At 67.2% G+C, this 15,463-nt stretch carries 15 protein-coding genes; 8 read left to right on the top strand and 7 right to left on the bottom strand.

Annotation, left to right across the window (positions count from 1 at the left end; genetic code table 11):
• Nucleotides 1–230: 230 nt before the first annotated feature.
• On the bottom strand, nt 231–1,586 hold the full coding sequence (locus tag Q0579_RS15200; protein ID WP_298813869.1) for a HAMP domain-containing sensor histidine kinase: 1,356 nt from the start codon (nt 1,584–1,586) through the stop codon (nt 231–233).
• A complete protein-coding gene (locus tag Q0579_RS15195) occupies nt 1,573–2,250 on the bottom strand; it encodes a response regulator transcription factor (protein WP_298813867.1) in 678 nt (225 codons plus the stop codon). The genes Q0579_RS15200 and Q0579_RS15195 overlap by 14 nt, the downstream gene beginning before the upstream one ends.
• Nucleotides 2,251–2,478: 228 nt before the next feature.
• On the opposite strand from Q0579_RS15195, the gene Q0579_RS15190 reads away from it, so the two are divergent.
• The 3 genes from Q0579_RS15190 to Q0579_RS15180 all read left to right on the top strand — a co-directional run bounded on the left by Q0579_RS15190 (nt 2,479) and on the right by Q0579_RS15180 (nt 5,098).
• Nucleotides 2,479–2,970, top strand: a complete 492-nt coding sequence (locus tag Q0579_RS15190) for a phosphatase PAP2 family protein (protein ID WP_298814131.1) — start codon at nt 2,479–2,481, stop codon at nt 2,968–2,970.
• Nucleotides 2,971–3,037: 67 nt separating this feature from the next.
• Complete coding sequence (locus Q0579_RS15185; protein WP_298813865.1) at nt 3,038–3,274, top strand: hypothetical protein; 237 nt, start codon at nt 3,038–3,040, stop codon at nt 3,272–3,274.
• A gap of 423 nt (nt 3,275–3,697) precedes the next feature.
• Nucleotides 3,698–5,098 carry an amidase gene (locus Q0579_RS15180; RefSeq protein ID WP_298813863.1) on the top strand — a complete coding sequence of 467 codons (1,401 nt, stop codon included), beginning with the start codon at nt 3,698–3,700 and terminating at the stop codon, nt 5,096–5,098.
• Here Q0579_RS15180 and Q0579_RS15175 read toward each other — a convergent pair.
• A complete protein-coding gene (locus Q0579_RS15175; RefSeq protein WP_298813861.1) occupies nt 5,088–5,573 on the bottom strand; it encodes a DUF892 family protein in 486 nt (161 codons plus the stop codon). The two genes, Q0579_RS15180 and Q0579_RS15175, sit on opposite strands and share 11 nt — an antisense overlap.
• Before the next feature lie 164 nt (nt 5,574–5,737).
• Between Q0579_RS15175 and Q0579_RS15170 the strand changes: the two genes are divergently transcribed.
• Nucleotides 5,738–5,929 (top strand): transposase, encoded by a 192-nt coding sequence (locus tag Q0579_RS15170; RefSeq protein WP_298813859.1) that lies wholly within the window; start codon nt 5,738–5,740, stop codon nt 5,927–5,929.
• A gap of 282 nt (nt 5,930–6,211) precedes the next feature.
• On the opposite strand, the gene Q0579_RS15165 is transcribed toward Q0579_RS15170, so the two are convergent.
• On the bottom strand, nt 6,212–7,087 hold the full coding sequence (locus Q0579_RS15165; RefSeq protein ID WP_298813857.1) for a hypothetical protein: 876 nt from the start codon (nt 7,085–7,087) through the stop codon (nt 6,212–6,214).
• On the bottom strand, nt 7,084–8,370 hold the full coding sequence (locus Q0579_RS15160) for a sorbosone dehydrogenase family protein (protein ID WP_298813855.1): 1,287 nt from the start codon (nt 8,368–8,370) through the stop codon (nt 7,084–7,086). The genes Q0579_RS15165 and Q0579_RS15160 overlap by 4 nt, the downstream gene beginning before the upstream one ends.
• A gap of 170 nt (nt 8,371–8,540) precedes the next feature.
• Between Q0579_RS15160 and Q0579_RS15155 the strand changes: the two genes are divergently transcribed.
• From Q0579_RS15155 to Q0579_RS15145, 3 genes are read left to right on the top strand one after another with little or no spacing between them, the layout of a single operon-like run.
• Nucleotides 8,541–9,827, top strand: a complete 1,287-nt coding sequence (locus tag Q0579_RS15155) for a cytochrome c (RefSeq protein WP_298813854.1) — start codon at nt 8,541–8,543, stop codon at nt 9,825–9,827.
• Nucleotides 9,824–10,315 (top strand): (2Fe-2S)-binding protein, encoded by a 492-nt coding sequence (locus tag Q0579_RS15150; protein WP_298813853.1) that lies wholly within the window; start codon nt 9,824–9,826, stop codon nt 10,313–10,315. Before Q0579_RS15155 ends, Q0579_RS15150 begins: the two co-directional genes overlap by 4 nt.
• Nucleotides 10,312–12,522 carry a molybdopterin cofactor-binding domain-containing protein gene (locus tag Q0579_RS15145; protein WP_298813852.1) on the top strand — a complete coding sequence of 737 codons (2,211 nt, stop codon included), beginning with the start codon at nt 10,312–10,314 and terminating at the stop codon, nt 12,520–12,522. Before Q0579_RS15150 ends, Q0579_RS15145 begins: the two co-directional genes overlap by 4 nt.
• A 99-nt stretch (nt 12,523–12,621) precedes the next feature.
• Here the strand turns inward: Q0579_RS15145 and Q0579_RS15140 are convergent, their stop codons facing one another.
• On the bottom strand, nt 12,622–13,524 hold the full coding sequence (locus tag Q0579_RS15140) for an SDR family oxidoreductase (RefSeq protein ID WP_298813850.1): 903 nt from the start codon (nt 13,522–13,524) through the stop codon (nt 12,622–12,624).
• Between the two features lie 96 nt (nt 13,525–13,620).
• On the opposite strand from Q0579_RS15140, the gene Q0579_RS15135 reads away from it, so the two are divergent.
• A complete protein-coding gene (locus tag Q0579_RS15135) occupies nt 13,621–14,457 on the top strand; it encodes a helix-turn-helix transcriptional regulator (protein ID WP_298813848.1) in 837 nt (278 codons plus the stop codon).
• Between the two features lie 16 nt (nt 14,458–14,473).
• On the opposite strand, the gene Q0579_RS15130 is transcribed toward Q0579_RS15135, so the two are convergent.
• Nucleotides 14,474–15,376: a LysR family transcriptional regulator gene (locus Q0579_RS15130; protein ID WP_298813846.1), complete on the bottom strand. Its 903-nt coding sequence runs from the start codon at nt 15,374–15,376 to the stop codon at nt 14,474–14,476.
• Between the last annotated feature and the right edge of the window lie 87 nt (nt 15,377–15,463).

Below are 15,463 nucleotides of genomic sequence, written 5' to 3'. Positions count from 1 at the left end.
AACCCGACCAGGTCGGGGGCAGGCCGCGGCTTATATCAGCGATTTCCGCGGCTGCAAGCGGCTCGTCTCGCTATTTCGCCCGCGCCGTGCGGCTCGGGCCGGTGCAGGTAAGCGTCGGCGCGAGCCGTGTCACGCAGCGGTGCGGATAAGGGCCCGCGTGTCGCGCAGTCCGATTCTGTCGGAGTCGACACGCGATTGGTTTCCCCGCGATTTGGTCCCGATGCAGTCGCCTAGGTCCGCGCGACGGGCGCGACGAGCGACACCGCGCTGACCTGCTCGGCGAAGTGCAGCGCGAACCCGTGCATGTCCGCGATTGCCTTTGCCAGGCTCAGGCCAAGGCCGGCACCGTCGCAGTCACGACGCCCGCGGTAGAAGCGCTGCGTCACGAGGTCGCGCTCGGCCGCTGGAATGCCGACGCCGTTATCGGTGATCGTGACGGTGATCTGCCCCGCCGATTGCGCCGTCGTCAGCAGCACGCGTCCGCCGCCGGGGCTGAACTTGATGGCGTTGTCGAGGAGGTTGGCGATCACCTCGATGAGGAGACTGGCGTCTCCCTCCACCGCCTCGACCGGCTCGATCACGCAGACGAGGTCGATCCCGCGATCCTCGGCGATGGGGCGGTAAAGGTCGCACGCGTCAGCCGCGACCTGGGCGAGATCGACGGGGGCGAAGCGGCTGCGGCGTTCGTGATCCTCCAGTTCGCGAATGCGGAGCAGCGCGGCGATGATGCCGAGCAATTGGTCGATCTCGACCAATGACGCTTCTGCGACGAGCTGAAATTCTGCCCCGTCGCGCGCTTCGCGCATGCCGCGTTCGACACGCGCGCGCAGCCGCGTCAACGGCGTTCGCAACTGATGCGCGATGTCATCGCCGACGGCGCGCACATCGGCCACCAGCGACTGCAAACGCGCCAGCATGTCGTTGATATGTACCGCGAGCAGTCCGAAACTGTCGGGGCGGCGCGATACAGGCAAGCGCTCGTCGAGCGCGCCCGCGACGATGCGTTGCGTGACCTGTCGAACGGTGTCGACCTGGCGTGCCGCGCGCCGACCTGCGATCAAGCCGAACCCGATCGCCAGCGCGAAGCCGGGCACCAACCCGATCAGCAGCGCGCGTTCCGCGATCCGCAGCGCTTCTTCGGCGTCGTCCAGATCGAAGCCGGTGAGCAATTGCTGGCCGCCCGGCAGCGCGCAGAGCGTGACGCGCGCCACATCGCGCTGTTTTCCTGGCAGCTCGGTCGGGGTGACCGTCGTGGTGAAGAAGCGGGCGTTGCTCGCCGGGATGCGCGGTCGACCGGCGACGTTTCCTTCGATCAGCCTTCCCGATGCATCGAACAGGCCGAGGAACCGCTCACGATGGATATCGCGGGTCAATACCTCGCGCAGTTCCTCGGTCCGCTCCGCTACCGGGGTCAGCGCGAAGAAGCGGCAATCGCCCGCCATCGATTGTTCGAGATCGCGCGTGTGATTGGCATTCAGCAACGCCCAGAAGATCGCTGCGGCGACGAGCGATTGCACGATCAGCAGCGCCGCGATCGCACCACCCCAGCGAAACGTTGCGCGCGTGCGAGGATCAGCCGGGAACATTGAAGACGTAACCCTGGCCGCGGATGTTTCGGATCAGCTGCGTTTCGCCCTCTCCGTCGACCTTTCGCCTTAATCGGCCGATGTGAACGTCTACGACGTTGCTGTTGGGCTCGAACGTGTAGCCCCAGACGTCGCGCAGCAGCAGCGAGCGCGTGACGATCTGTCCTGGGCGCCTGACCAGATATTCCAGCAGCTTCAACTCGCGTGGCAGCAGGTCGAGAGGACGCCCCGCGCGGCTTGCCGTGCCAGCGAGCAGATCCAGATCGAGCGGGCCGACGATCAATCGCGTCTCGCGCGTATCGTTCGGACGGCGCAGCAAGGCTTCGACCCGCGCGACCAACTCGATCAAGGCAAACGGTTTGGGAAGGTAATCGTCGCCACCCGCGCGCAACCCCCGCACGCGATCGTCGAGACTTCCGAGCGCACTCAGCACGAGCGCGGGCGTACGGCTGCCGGCAGCGCGCAGATGCGCGATCAGGTCCAGTCCTTCACCATCGGGCAATTGGCGATCAATGATAAGCAGATCGACACCGTCCGACAGCGCCAACGGCAGCGCCCGGCCAATCACGTCCGCATGCGTTACCGAATGACCGTCTCGCGTGAGTTCCAGGACGATTTCCCTCGCGGTACCGGGATCGTCCTCGATCAATAGAATACGCGCCACAAAGCCTAGTCCGCTCGCCGCGTCGATGCGTCAACTGAATTGCGGTTCACAAAGTGAACGGTGTTTTAGTCGTAGGCCGCCGCCGAAAAGCTTACCTCTTTGCCGGTGGAAGAAAGAAGCGCTCTGGTGCGAACGCTTGTACGCAACAAGCCGGCCACAAGGTCCGCGCTCAACAATTGGCGCGCCGTCCGTTGGTTGTCGCTGAGCGCAGCGACGCTTCTGGTGCCGATGCCAGCGCAGGCGCGCGGTCATGAGTGGGGTCACGCAAGCGGCATCGCACGCGATGCGCTCGTCGCGGCGGCGCTCGGGGTGCCAGCGGTCAAGGCCGACTGGCAGGGTGACGTGATGGCGATCGGCAGCATTGCAGCGGCCGGCGGCACCACCTTCGCGCTCAAGGAACTGGTGCACGAGCGTCGACCCGATCGCAGCGACGATCGCAGCTTTCCTTCGGGCCACACCTCCGTGTCCTTTGCTGCTGCCGCGACATTGGAGAAGCGGTATGGCTGGCAAATAGGCCTGCCCGCGTTTGCGGTTGCGAGCTTCGTCGGCCTCGCCCGCGTCGAAGCGTCCAAACATTATGTCCACGATGTTCTGGCGGGCGCCGGTATCGGAATGGCGAGCGGATTGCTGCTGACCCGCACCCATGATGCGACGGTCCGACTGACCCCGTGGAGCGCGCATCGTGGCGGCGGCATCAACGTGGCGCTGCGGTTTCGATGAACCACGAGTCGCTACGTGACATCGGCGCGCACGTGACCGGTAGCCCCAGCGAGGCATTGGACCGCTGATGCAGCACGACGCGAGCATGACCGAGGAACGACGCTCGATCGAGCGGGACGGCACTGGCGAGCCCTGTCAGACGAAGTCGCTGATGCCGCAACCGCGCTCGGATCCACGATCGAAGCTCGATCTGAGCTGGATCGACGAGACGCCGGGCCGTGTATCCTTTCCGCGCGAATTCTACTTCTACGCCACCTGGGGCGTGATGCTGATCATCATGTCGGTGCTGAGCCTGCCTTTTTAGCAGACTCCGCGCGAGGTGATCGAGCCGAGATCCTGAACGGCAGCTCCAGAGGGCGGCATCGTTGCCTGTCGGCGTTCCCGACAGTTCCCGCACCTCGATGGAACCATCTCCGCGAGCGATACCCTGAACCAGGCGGCGGAGGAAACGCGCAGCACCAACCAAAATTATAAATTAAAGTTTAATCAACGATCGGGCGCAGGGCACGTTTAACGCTCTTTCCGCGGCGAGAAGACGATGTTCGATCCAGCAGGTTCACCGGTCCAGACGGTTGCTCGTTGTGGTGCTTGAGTGGCTGTTCCCTCGGCTTGACGGGGCCGACTCCCGCCTCACTCGATCGCTGATCCCGACCGTCGATGCGCATATGCTTCAACGGTCCGCCACGTGCGCGAAGGAACAATGGGAAGCGGTCCCGCTGACCGAGCCGTGGTCCAACGAGCCGGCCGCACCGACCTTGCCGAACGTCGCAAGGTGACCGCGTTCACCACCATCTCGGCATTATCCCAGGCTTACAACGCGCGCAGCGTATCGCCGGTCGAGATTGTCACCGATCTGCTCCAGCGTGCCGAGCGACTAAACTCCTCGCTACATGCCTTTGTCCGGCTCACCCCGGAACTTGCGCTGCACGAAGCCCGGCTCGCGGAGGCGCGGCAGATGGCAGGTCGCCGGGTCGGGCCACTCGACGGCGTACCGATCGCGCACAAGGATAATTTCGACACGGCGGGCATCGTGACCACCGCAAATTCGGCGCGCTACCGGGAGCGAACACCCGTTCGCGATGCCGCAGTCGTCGCCGCGTGGTCACGCGCTGGTTGCGTCACACTCGGCAAGACCGCCTGCTACGAAGCCGCTTTCGCCGGCCCCGACTTCGATCTGCCCTGGGCACCGCCGCGGAACCCGTGGGACCCCGACCGGTCCACCGCCGGGTCGAGCAGCGGCAGCGCTGTCGCGCTCGCCGCCGGGCTGGTGCTGGGTGCGTCGGGTTCCGACACGGGCGGCTCACTGCGCGACCCTGCGGCATTGTGCGGCGTCACCGGGCTGAAGCCAGGGTACGGCACCGTTTCCGTAGAGGGTTTGCTTCCTTTCGCGCCATCGCTCGACGTGGCAGGCCCGATGGCACGGACCGCACGTGACGCGGCACTGTTGCTCGGCAGCGTCCAGGGGATCGATTACCGAGGAACGATCGACCGGCCGGCCGCGGGCTTGCGGATCGGGGTCGCTCCGTCGTGGAGCGAGGAAGCGCAGATATCGGAGGCCGTGCGGCGTGTCCTTGATCGTGCCGAGGACGCGTTGCGCGATGACGGCGCCGCGATCACCCGGGTCGAATTGCCGCCGCTCGCCGACTTTCGAGCATGCGGCTGGACGATTGCCCTCGCCGAATTGCTGGCGACGCATAGCAGGGCATTGTCTGACGACGGGGGTGACGGCTTCGGCCCGCTACTGCGGCGAGGATTGATCACGGCCGAGGCGATCCCGGCTTATCGTTACATCGCTGCCTTGCACCAGCGGGTAGCCTTGACCCGGCGCATGGCGAACGCGTGCAGCGACATCGACGTCCTCCTGTTACCCGCGCAGGACGCGGAGGCCGACCTGATCAGCGCGGTAAAGGGAGAGCTGCCATTCGAGAAGAAGACGCTGACCTTGCCCTTCTGCGTGACTGGTGTGCCCGCCATCGTCATCCCCGGCGGGCTCGGCGACGCCGGATTGCCGGTCGGCGTTCAGCTAGCCGCGTGCAGCGATGTCGGCACGATGCTTCGCGCCGCTTGCGCGCTGGAGCGGGTCCTGGAAGGGCATCTGTTGATGCCTCCCGATCTCGTCAGCGCTTAGCGGCAACGTCGAACAGCGCCGCGCGCAGCGCCTGCTCGGCATCGTGTTCGTGCTTGTGCGCGGTGCGAAACGTGGCGGCGGCATCGGCGAGTTGCAGCCGGTCGGAGACGGCCACCGCCGTTTCGTAGGAGACGAGCGAGGCGTTCACCATCTTTCGCACCGCACCGATCAGCGCGAGGTCGAGCAGCGGACCCGGTTCTTCGGTTTCCATGTCGCCCTCCGCGTCGGTCAACATGCCATCCATCCAGATATTCTCGTCGCCCATCGGGTTGATTTCCAGCGTCCGGCCGAGGTCGTCCAGGAGACTTGCCCGCTCGCGCGCATCGGAGAGGCGCTGCTGCATCGCGAGCTGTGTTGCCGAATCGCGGACGGCGTTAAGGACCGCGGGAAACCGCTTCAGCGTCTCCTCTTCGCCTTTCCGAAGGTCACGCAGGCACGTGACCATCAACCCGTGAAGCGAGCTAACTTCTGGCATTTCTCTCATCCCTGACATGTCGTGTACCCGACCGGCCAAGCGCGCGAAGGTTCCCCGCGCCGAGGAGCGCCGCCGAGAACGTCGCATGCCGCGCGCATGATCCAGCGGTATTTGTTTCGAAATTTGTTCGCGTCGTCACCAACCAAGAACACAGCTTTCTCCGGATGGACGTGACCCTCCGTTTCTCGATCCACCTGGGCCTAGAAAGCGATCTCTTGAAGGGATGGATAGAATCAAGCGGGAGCAGTTCGCCCAAGGAGCAGATCAATGGTTTCCTGAAGAAAGCCGAGGCGGGTGCGGTGGTGACGCAATTGTGCCGCAAGCACGGGGTGTCGAGCGCCAACGAATATGGTTGAAAGGCCGAGTTCGACGCACTGAAGGAACTCAGCGCTAAGCGGTTGCGGGCACTCTGAAAAGTGGACGCTAAGCTCAACCGGCGCCGTCGGGACGGTATCACGATCAGCCGCGACAAGGCTCAGCGGCTCTACCGTGAGGAGGGTTGACGGTCAGGCTCGCGCGACCCTTGCCCGCCGGGTCGACCGTTACACCGGCGGAGTTAACGCCCGTTGCTTCACCGACAACCCCAATCGGTCTCTGGCTGCCGCTGGATGAAGGGCCGGGGTCACGTCACCATCGTCCTACAGCGCCACGGAAAACGATACCGTGGCATAGGGCACGATCGTCGCGGTGGTGCCGCCAGGCGCATCGAGGCGGCGAAGCCGGTCGTCGCGCAGCAGTCCCAGCATCTCGGCCTGGAGCGTGGCGTTCGCCCGGCCCAGGCGCATCGGCCGGGCGAGCGACACACCCGCGCTGCCGAACAGCCGATCACCGCTGCCAGCGGCGTAGAAACCGCGCCAGCCGATGCCGATCGTCACCGGCAGGCTGATCGAGGGACCGCGTTCGCGCTCGCTCAGGTCGAACGACGGTGCGATGCCAGCGATGGTGTAGAAGCCGCCGTCGCCGCGCGTGCGGCGCGTGACGGCGGCGCGCGGTTTCAGCCGTCCCAGGCCGTCATCCGCGGAATAGAGGACGGTGAGGCTCGCTTCATGGGTGGTCGGCGCCACGCCGTTGGGGCTGATCTTGATCGTATAGGTGGCCGCAGCGTTCAGCCCGTCGACCGGTCGCCACGCGAGGCCGAGGAGATTGTTGCTCTCGTACCACGCCCGGGGCCGCGCCCGCTCGTCGTCCGCCGGCGCGTGGAAGCCGTTGGAGCTTTGCCCGATCAGGAACACGTTTGCCCGGCCATCGGCTCGCCGGTGGATCGCCGCCGCACCACCCAGCGCGACATGGAGCGGCACGCGGCCGAGCCCCGCATCGTCGTCGTCCAGCGCGCCGCGCGCGTAATCGCCGTTACGCAGGTCGACCGAGACGACCGGGTGGAAATCTGCATCGTCGACCTCGATCTCGGATAGCGTCGCATCCTCGGTGTCGGCAAAGGGGATCGATTGCGCGGCGGCGGGTGGCGCCGCGACCATCGCCGCGGCGAGCAGCATCCACCAGGCGATCAGCCTCACGACGTACGGCGCACCATCCAGATCGTGTCACCGGCATCGTCGACCACGAAGATCGCACCATCCTCGCGCGTCTGCACGCTGACTGGTCGCCCGTAGACGTCACCCTTTTTCGCGTCGGCGACAAAGCCGGTCAGGAACGGCTGCGGCGCCGCTGCCGGGCGACCGGCGGCGAAGGGTACGGCGAGCACATCGTAGCCGATGAAGCTCGACCGGTTCCACGATCCGTGGCGGGCGACGTACGCGGTGTTGGCGTCCGCACCCTTGGCAAACGCGATGCCAAGGGCTGCGGCGTGCGCCCCGACCGCGACATCGGGCAGCAAGGTGGTGGCGAGCAGGTCGCGGCGTTCATTGGCATGGCGCGGGTCCTGCTTGCCGTAATAGCTGTACGGCCAGCCGTAAAAGCCGCCTTCGCGCACCCCGACGAGGTAATCGGGCGAGATATCGTCGCCGAATTCGTCGCGTTCGTTGACGGCCGCCCATAAGGTAGCGCCGCCCGTGCCGGTCCCGGGCGCCCATGCCATACCGACGGGATTGCGCAGCCCCGAGGCATACAAGCGCTCACGCCCCGTTGCGAGATCGATCGCCAGGATCGCGGCGCGGCGCTTCTCCTCGGCCATGCCGTGTTCGCCGACGTTGGAGGCCGAGCCGACCGAGACGTAGAGCGTGCGCGCGTCCGGGCTGAGCAGCAGGTTGCGCGTCCAATGATTGTTGTAGCCGCCGGCCGGCAACGAGGCGAGTGCGGTCGGTGCCGCGGTGATGCGCGTCTGCCCGGGCTGGAACGGGAAGCTGACCACGCTGTCGGTGTTGGCGACGTAGAGCCGACCGCCGGCATATTGCATCCCGAACGGCTGGTTCAGTCCTTCACGCAGCACGAAGCGCTGCTCGGCGACGCCGTCGCGATCGGCGTCGCGCAGGAGCGTCAGCCGGTTGGCGCTGTAGCCGGTGGTTTTCGACAACGCCTGTCCGCGCTGGACCTCGGGCTCGGCATCGAGCTTGGGCTTGGTGCGCGCCTCGGACACGATCACGTCGCCGTTCGGCAGCAGCAAGGCCTGTCGTGGATAATCGAGGCCGCCTGCGAACTTCACCACCTGATAGCCGCGCGGCGCGACCGGCGTGCGTCCCTCGGGCCAGCCGATCGTGCGCGGATGGTTGATGACGGATTTGGTCGCATAAGGCTCGGGCTGCGGCTCCAGCCCAACGATCTTCTTCGGCGCTTGCGCATGAACGCTGGTGGCGAGCGCTGCGGTTGCGAGCAGCAGGTGGCGCGGCACGATCCTGACCATGAGAACTCCCGGTTTGATGGCCGCAGAACCATCCGATGTGGCTGCATATCCACGGCAGCCGATTGAGACACACGATGTTACCCAGCAGGCCGGCACAACATATCAATCCAGCGAACCTCTGACCTGCTCGCGTGTTGTGAGATGATGACCGCGCTGCCTGTGAACCAATCGTGAGGGCCGGAAGCGCGGGGCGGCTGACGCTGCTGCTGGTCGTCGCGCTGCTTACGGCGCTGCTGCTGCTGCTTCTTACCTATCGGCCCTCGATCGCCGAGGTTCCACGCCCCGATCCCCGCTCGTTCGACGCTGCATTGGTCGCGCGCGGCGCGAACCTGGCGCGCGTCGGCAATTGCGTCAGCTGTCACCAGTCGAGCGGAGGGCGACCCTATGCCGGTGGATACCCGGTCAAGACGCCGTTCGGCACGATCTACGGCAGCAACATCACGCCCGATCCCGACACCGGGATCGGCCGCTGGTCGCGCGCCGCGTTCGCGCGTGCGCTGCACCGCGGGGTTGGGCGCGACGGCAGCCATCTTTACCCGGCTTTTCCGTACACCCATTATGCCGGGATCACCGACGCCGATGTCGATGCACTTTACGCTTTTCTGATGACGCGCGCCCCGGTGAGCGCCAAACCACCCGCCAACGATCTGATCCCGCCGCTCGGCTTCCGCCCGTTGCTCGCCGGATGGAAGCTGCTGTTTTTTCGTCCACGGGCGGTCCGCGCCGACGCATCGCAGTCGGCCGAATGGAACCGCGGACGTTACCTGGGTGAAACGCTGGCGCATTGCAGCGCCTGCCACAGCCCGCGCGGATTGTTGCAGCAGGAGAAGCGCGGCGAAGATGCCTATAACGGCGGCTGGTCGGGCGGGTGGTATGCGCCGCCGATCAACGCGCGCTCGGCCGCGGTGCGCGCGTGGACGCCCGAGCGGCTGGACGCGTATCTGCGCACGGGATTGAGCGTTCATCATGCCGCGGCCGCCGGACCAATGGGTCCGGTCACCTACAATCTTGCGCGGGCCGCTCCCGAAGACGTGCACGCACTCGCGACCTATTACGCGTGGTGGATGCGCCAGGCACCCGCCGCGCGTGCCGAACCGCCGCTGCCGGACCGTCGCGCGTCGGCGACGCGCGCGCATCCGATCGGCGCGAGGCTGTACGAAGGTGCATGTGCCGTTTGCCACGAACCCGGTGCGCCGATGGTCGTGGCCGGTCGACCGCTGCTGCCGCTCGGCACGCCGCTGCACGAGGACAATCCGCGCGACACGATCCAGATCATCCTGCAAGGCCTGCGCCCGCCCGTGTCGGCGAGCGGCCCGTACATGCCGGCTTATGCCGACGCGCTGAACGACGCGCAGATCGCCGAGATCGTCGCGTATCTGCAGGCGCGTCACGGCACCGGCCCGGCGTGGAAAGACCTGCCAGCCGAGGTCGCAAAGGCCAGAAAGGAAGGCGAGTGATCGAATTGACCGTCAATGGCGCGAGAGCGCGCGCCGACGTCGATCCCGCGACGCCGCTGCTCTACGTGCTGCGCGACGATCTGCACCTGCATGCCGCCAAGTTCGGGTGCGGGCTGGGTCAGTGCGGCGCCTGCACCGTGCTGGTCGATGATCGTCCGGTTTTTTCCTGCCTGCTGCCCGTGGGGGCGGTCGGCGGTCGCGCGATCACGACCGTCGAAGGGCTTGGCACCGCCGAGGCGCCCGGCGATGTGCAGCAGGCGTTCCTGCACGAACAGGCTGGCCAATGCGGTTATTGCATCCCGGGCATGATCGCGCGCGCCGAGGCGCTGCTGCGGTGGACAATCACGCCGAGCGAGGATGAGGTGCGCACCGCGATGGCGCCCTCGCTGTGTCGCTGCGGCACGCACATGCGCATCCTGCGCGCGGTGCGCCGCGCCGCGGTCGCGCGCGGCGGTGGCGTGGTCGAGCCTGCGGAGCCGGTCACGTGACGCCATCGCGCCGCGAGATGCTCGGCGGGCTGATAGTCGCCTTTGCGATCACCCCGGCCGCGGCGCAGACCGGCGGCGGCGAAGGTAGCGGCGGTCCGCCGACGGTCGCGCCCGACCTGCCCGGCACGCTTTCCAAGTTTCCCGACCTGGACGCCTGGATCCGTATTGCACCGGACGGTTGCGTCACGGTGTTCACCGGCAAGGCCGAGCTCGGCACCGGCATCAAGACCGCGATCGCGCAGCTCGCCGCGGACGAACTCGACGTCGCGATGGCTGACGTGAACCTCATCACCGCCGATACCGGGCTGACGCCGAACGAGGGCGTGACTGCTGGCAGTCAAACGCTCGAACAGAGCGGCACGGCGGTCGCCAATGCCGCCGCCAACGTGCGCCTCCTGCTGGCGGAGGCGGCGGCCGCGCGCTGGGGTGTTGCGGCAACCGACCTGTTCACGCGCGACGGTGCGGTGCTTGACGGACACGGACGCCGCCTGTCCTACGCCGACTTGGCCGGGGCCACGTCACTTGCCGTTCGTGCGCGCGCCGACGTTCCGCGCAAGCGTGTCGCGGCACGCCGGTTGATCGGACATCCCGTGCCGCGGGTCGACCTCCCCGCCAAGCTGACCGGGCAGGCCGCCTACGTCCACGACATGCGCCTGCCCGGCATGGTGCACGCACGCGTGCTGCGCGGGCCGATGTCGGGCACCCGCGCCAAGCTCGACGTGGCAGCGATCGCACAACAGCCCGGCGTCACCCGCGTCGTTCAACTGGGGAACTTCGCGGCGATCGTTGGTCCGCGCGAGTGGCCGCTCGAACGTGCACTCCAGGCCGCGGCACGCGGCGGGTCGATCGCAACGCCGCCCGCGCAGCTTCCCGGCGCGCTGCCGGGCGCGTTGCTGACGATGCGGCGCGAGAGCCAGACGATCGCGGAGGAGCGCGGCGATCCCGCGGCCCGCCCTGTTCGGCGGCTGTCGGCCCGCTACGACCGCCCGTACCTGATGCACGGCGCGATCGGTCCGTCGTGCGCGGTGGCGCTGTTCCGGGACGGACAGATGACGGTGTGGACGCACAGCCAGGGCGTCGAACCGCTGCGCCATTCGCTCGCCGAACTGCTGTCCATGCCGGTTGAACGCATCCGCTGCGTCCACCGAGAAGGTGCGGGCTGCTACGGTCACAACGGTGCCGACGACGTCGCGGGTGACGCTGCCCTGGTCGCGCGTGCCGTGCCCGGCGTGCCCGTGCGGTTGCAATGGAGCCGCGCGCAGGAACACGGCTGGGAGCCGCTCGGCCCAGCGATGCTGGCGCAGCTCGACGCCGCGCTCGACGCCGCGGGCCGGATCGTCGACTGGCAGCACCAGGTTTGGAGCAACACGCACAGCACGCGCCCGACCGCGGCGGGTGATCTGCTCGCCGGGCAGGAGATGGTGCCGCCGTTTCCGGCCACCCCGCCAAAGCCGATCCCGCAACCCAATGGCGGCGGGGATCGAAATGCGATTCCGCTGTACCGCTTTCCCAATCAGCGCGTGGTCAGCCATTTTCTGCCCGACATGCCGATCCGCGTGTCGGCGCTGCGCGGATTGGGCGCACACCTGAACATCTTCGCGCTCGAAAGCTTCATGGACGAACTCGCCGCGGCGGCGGGAGAAGATCCGGTCGCGTTCCGGCTCGCGCATCTCGACGACCCGCGCGCCGCGGCGGTGATCAGCCGGACAGCCGAGAGGTTCGGCTGGTCGCGCTACCGCGTCGCCCCCAACCGCGGCCGCGGGTTCGCCTTCGCGCGCTACAAGAACCACGGCGCCTATTTGGCGGTCGCACTCGACGTCGAGCGCGTGCCGGTTGAAGACCGCCTGATCGTCCACCGCGCGGTCGCGGCGGTCGACAGCGGCGAGGCGGTCAATCCCGACGGCATCCGCAACCAGGTCGAGGGCGGGATCGTCCAGTCGCTGAGCTGGACCGCGTTCGAGGCGGCGAGCCACGACGGCGCGCGCCGCACCGCCTATGACTGGAGCACCTACCCGATCCTGCGCTTCGGCAACGCGCCGCGCACCGTCGCGGTCGAGATCATCGACCGCCCCGGTACGCCGTTCCTCGGCACCGGCGAATGCGCGCAAGGGCCGACTGCTGCTGCGCTGGCGAATGCCTTGGCGATGGCCACGGGCTCGCGGCAGCGATCGCTTCCGCTGCTACCAACTGGTGCCGATCGAGGATGATCCGGCGGTAGCCGTTGAAGACCACTTCTCGGTGGCGGCGAAAGCGGCGGTTCGTTCATGTGAGCGCGTGGTGTTGACAGCGCGAGGTCGACACGCAGGTCAGGTGCCGGCTGGCACCGCATAGTCGGTTTCGGCGAGGTCGGTGAGCAGATCGGGTCCGATCGGCTCCCAGCCGAGCCGCGCCCGCGTCCAGGCGTTCGACGCAACCATGTCGAGCCCGGCGAACGGCGCCATCCAGCCGAAATATCGCTCAATCTCGTCGTCAGAGATCGAACGGACTGGCAGCCCTGTGCCGCGGCCGATTGCCTCGGCGATGTCGCGCGCGGGGACGCCTTCCTCGGCGCAGGCATTGTAGCGCGCGCCCGGCTCGCCCTTCTCCAGCGCCAGGACGTAGAGCCTGGCCACGTCGCTGATATGTGCGGCGGCCCAGCGCGTCCGGCCTTCGCCCAAATAAGCAATCGCGCCGGCCCGGCGCGCTTCGGCGATCAACGGCGTGATGAGCCCGGCCTTGGTCGTGTCGTGCACCTGCGGCAGGCGTATCGTGCGTACGTCGATGCGCCGCGCGGTCAGTGCCGCGCCCGCAAGTTCGGTCGCGATGCGCGGATTTGCATGGCGCGGATTGAGCACGTCCTCAGTTGCCACGCCGCCCCCGAGCGGCGTGCCGATGCCGACGCCCGAGGTGATGAGCAGCGGCTTGTGAGTTCCGTCCAGCCCGTCACCCATCGCGGCGATATTGCGTTCGTCCTTGCGAGTGTTTTCTACAAAGGTGCTGAAGTTGTGGTCGAAGGCACAATGGATCACCGCGTCAGCCATGGCCGCCCCGTTGGCGAGCGTTTCGGGCTGCTCAAGGTCGCCGCGATGGATTTCGGCGCCTGCAGCCTCGAGTTGCCGCGCACCCGCGTCGGAGCGCGCCAGGCCAAGTACCCGGTGACCGCGGCCAAGTAGTTCGGGAATGAGATGCGAGCCGATGAAGCCGGTCGCGCCGGTCAGGAACACGCGCATCGTTAATCTCCTTCTTGCCGGAGAAGGATGTCGCAGCCGACGGCAGCATGTTAAAGTAGTGACCTTATCATGGTAAAACGACCAACAGGATCGGTGATGGCCAGCACAACGCCCAATCTGCTCGGCGTGTACCTGCGCGATCGTCGCGCCCGCCTGGATCCGGCAACCTTCGGCTACACGGGTGGCAGGCGACGCACGCCGGGGCTGCGCCGGGAGGAAGTGGCCAGCCGCGCCAACATCAGCGCAACTTGGTACACCTGGCTGGAACAGGGGCGTGGCGGTGCGCCCTCCGCCGACGTGCTCGATCGCCTGGCCAAGGGACTGATGCTGACTGAGCCCGAGCGCGAACACCTTTACATGCTCGGCCTCGGTCGTCTGCCGGACAAGCGCTACCAACCGATCGACGGCATCACTCCACGGCTACAGCGCGTGCTCGATGGGATGCCGTTCAGCCCGGCGATCATCAAGACGGCGATGTGGGACATCGTCGGCTGGAATCGCGCCGCCGCGGCACTGCTGACCGACTATGCACTGCTGCCGGCCGACGGGCGCAACATCCTGCGGCTGATGTTCACGGGCGGCAGAAGCCGCAGTCGCAACGAGGATTGGGACAGCGTGGCGCGCTTCGTCGTTGGCGCATTTCGCGCCGACGTGGCGCGGGCTGGTGCGCACGGCAGTGCGACGGCCGCCCGACTGGTTGAGGAGCTGAGCCGTCTGAGCCCGGAGTTCGCGGCATTGTGGCGCGACAACGATGTCGTCGCGCACAGCGAAGGCGTGAAGCGGATTCGCCATCCGGAGGTCGGACTGGTGAAGCTCGACTTCTCATCCTTTGCGGTCGAGGGCAGGCCTGAGCTGGGCATGATCGTGTACAATCCCGCAACACCGGCCGACGCCGACAAGGTTCGCGGGCTAATGGGCGCAGCCGGCGGCTGACCGCTTCAGAGCCCCGTCATCCCAGCGCTTTGACGTGATCCACGAACGCGCGCAGCGGCTGCGGGACCAGCCGGCGCTGCGAATAATAAAGGAACGGGCCCGAAAAGGGCTGCCACCATTCCATCAGCACAGGCTCGAGCGTACCGGTGGTCAGATGGGGCATCAGCCAGTCCTCAAACAAGTGGATCACGCCAGTGCCGCCCAGCGCCGCATCGATCGCCAGGTCCGTTGCCCCGTTTACCCGCACGACCAGGCGACTGGACGGTTCGACCTTTACCACCACGCCGTCCCGCTCGAACTCCCATGGCGAGGTCAGCGCGCCGCTGGCAAAGCGACCCAGGATGCAGTCGTGCGCCAGCAGGTCGCGCGGGTGTGACGGCCGCCCGCGTCGGTCAAGGTAGGTCGGTGACGCCGCGGTCGCGAAGCGCTGCACCCGTGGCCCGATCGGGATCGCAATCATGTCCTGCTCGAGCCGGTCGTCGTAGCGGATCCCCGCATCGCTGCCCGCCGCCAGCACGTCGACGAAACTGTCCTCGGCATCGACCTCGACGCGAATGTCGGGATAGGCCGCGAGAAAGCCTGGCAGGATCGCGGGTAGCACCAGCCGCGCGGCGCTGACCGGCACGTTCAGCCGCAGCGTGCCGGCAGGCCGACCTTTGAGCTCGTCCACGACACGCAGCGCGGCCTCCACCTCGGCCAGCGCGGGACCCAGCCGCTCGATCAGGCGCTGGCCGGCCTCGGTCGGCGTCACACTCCTGGTGGTGCGGTGAAGCAGCCGTACGCCGAGCCGCTCCTCAAGCCGGCGCACCGCCTCGCTCATCGTCGACGCGCTTGCCCCGCTGCTCCGCCCCGCCTCACGGAAACCACCCGCCTTGGCCACCGCCAGCAGCGTTTGAACGTCGGAAAGATCGGCGGGCATCGTACGGTTATCCGAACAGGGCGTGCGGATCGTGGCCGCTAATCGCGTGAAAGTCATGCGCCTAAATCGTGTTCACGCTTTGAGGAG

Source organism: uncultured Sphingomonas sp. (assembly GCF_936927845.1).
Classification (GTDB): Bacteria; Pseudomonadota; Alphaproteobacteria; order Sphingomonadales; family Sphingomonadaceae; genus Sphingomonas.
This window is presented reverse-complemented; position numbering and strand designations above follow the sequence as displayed.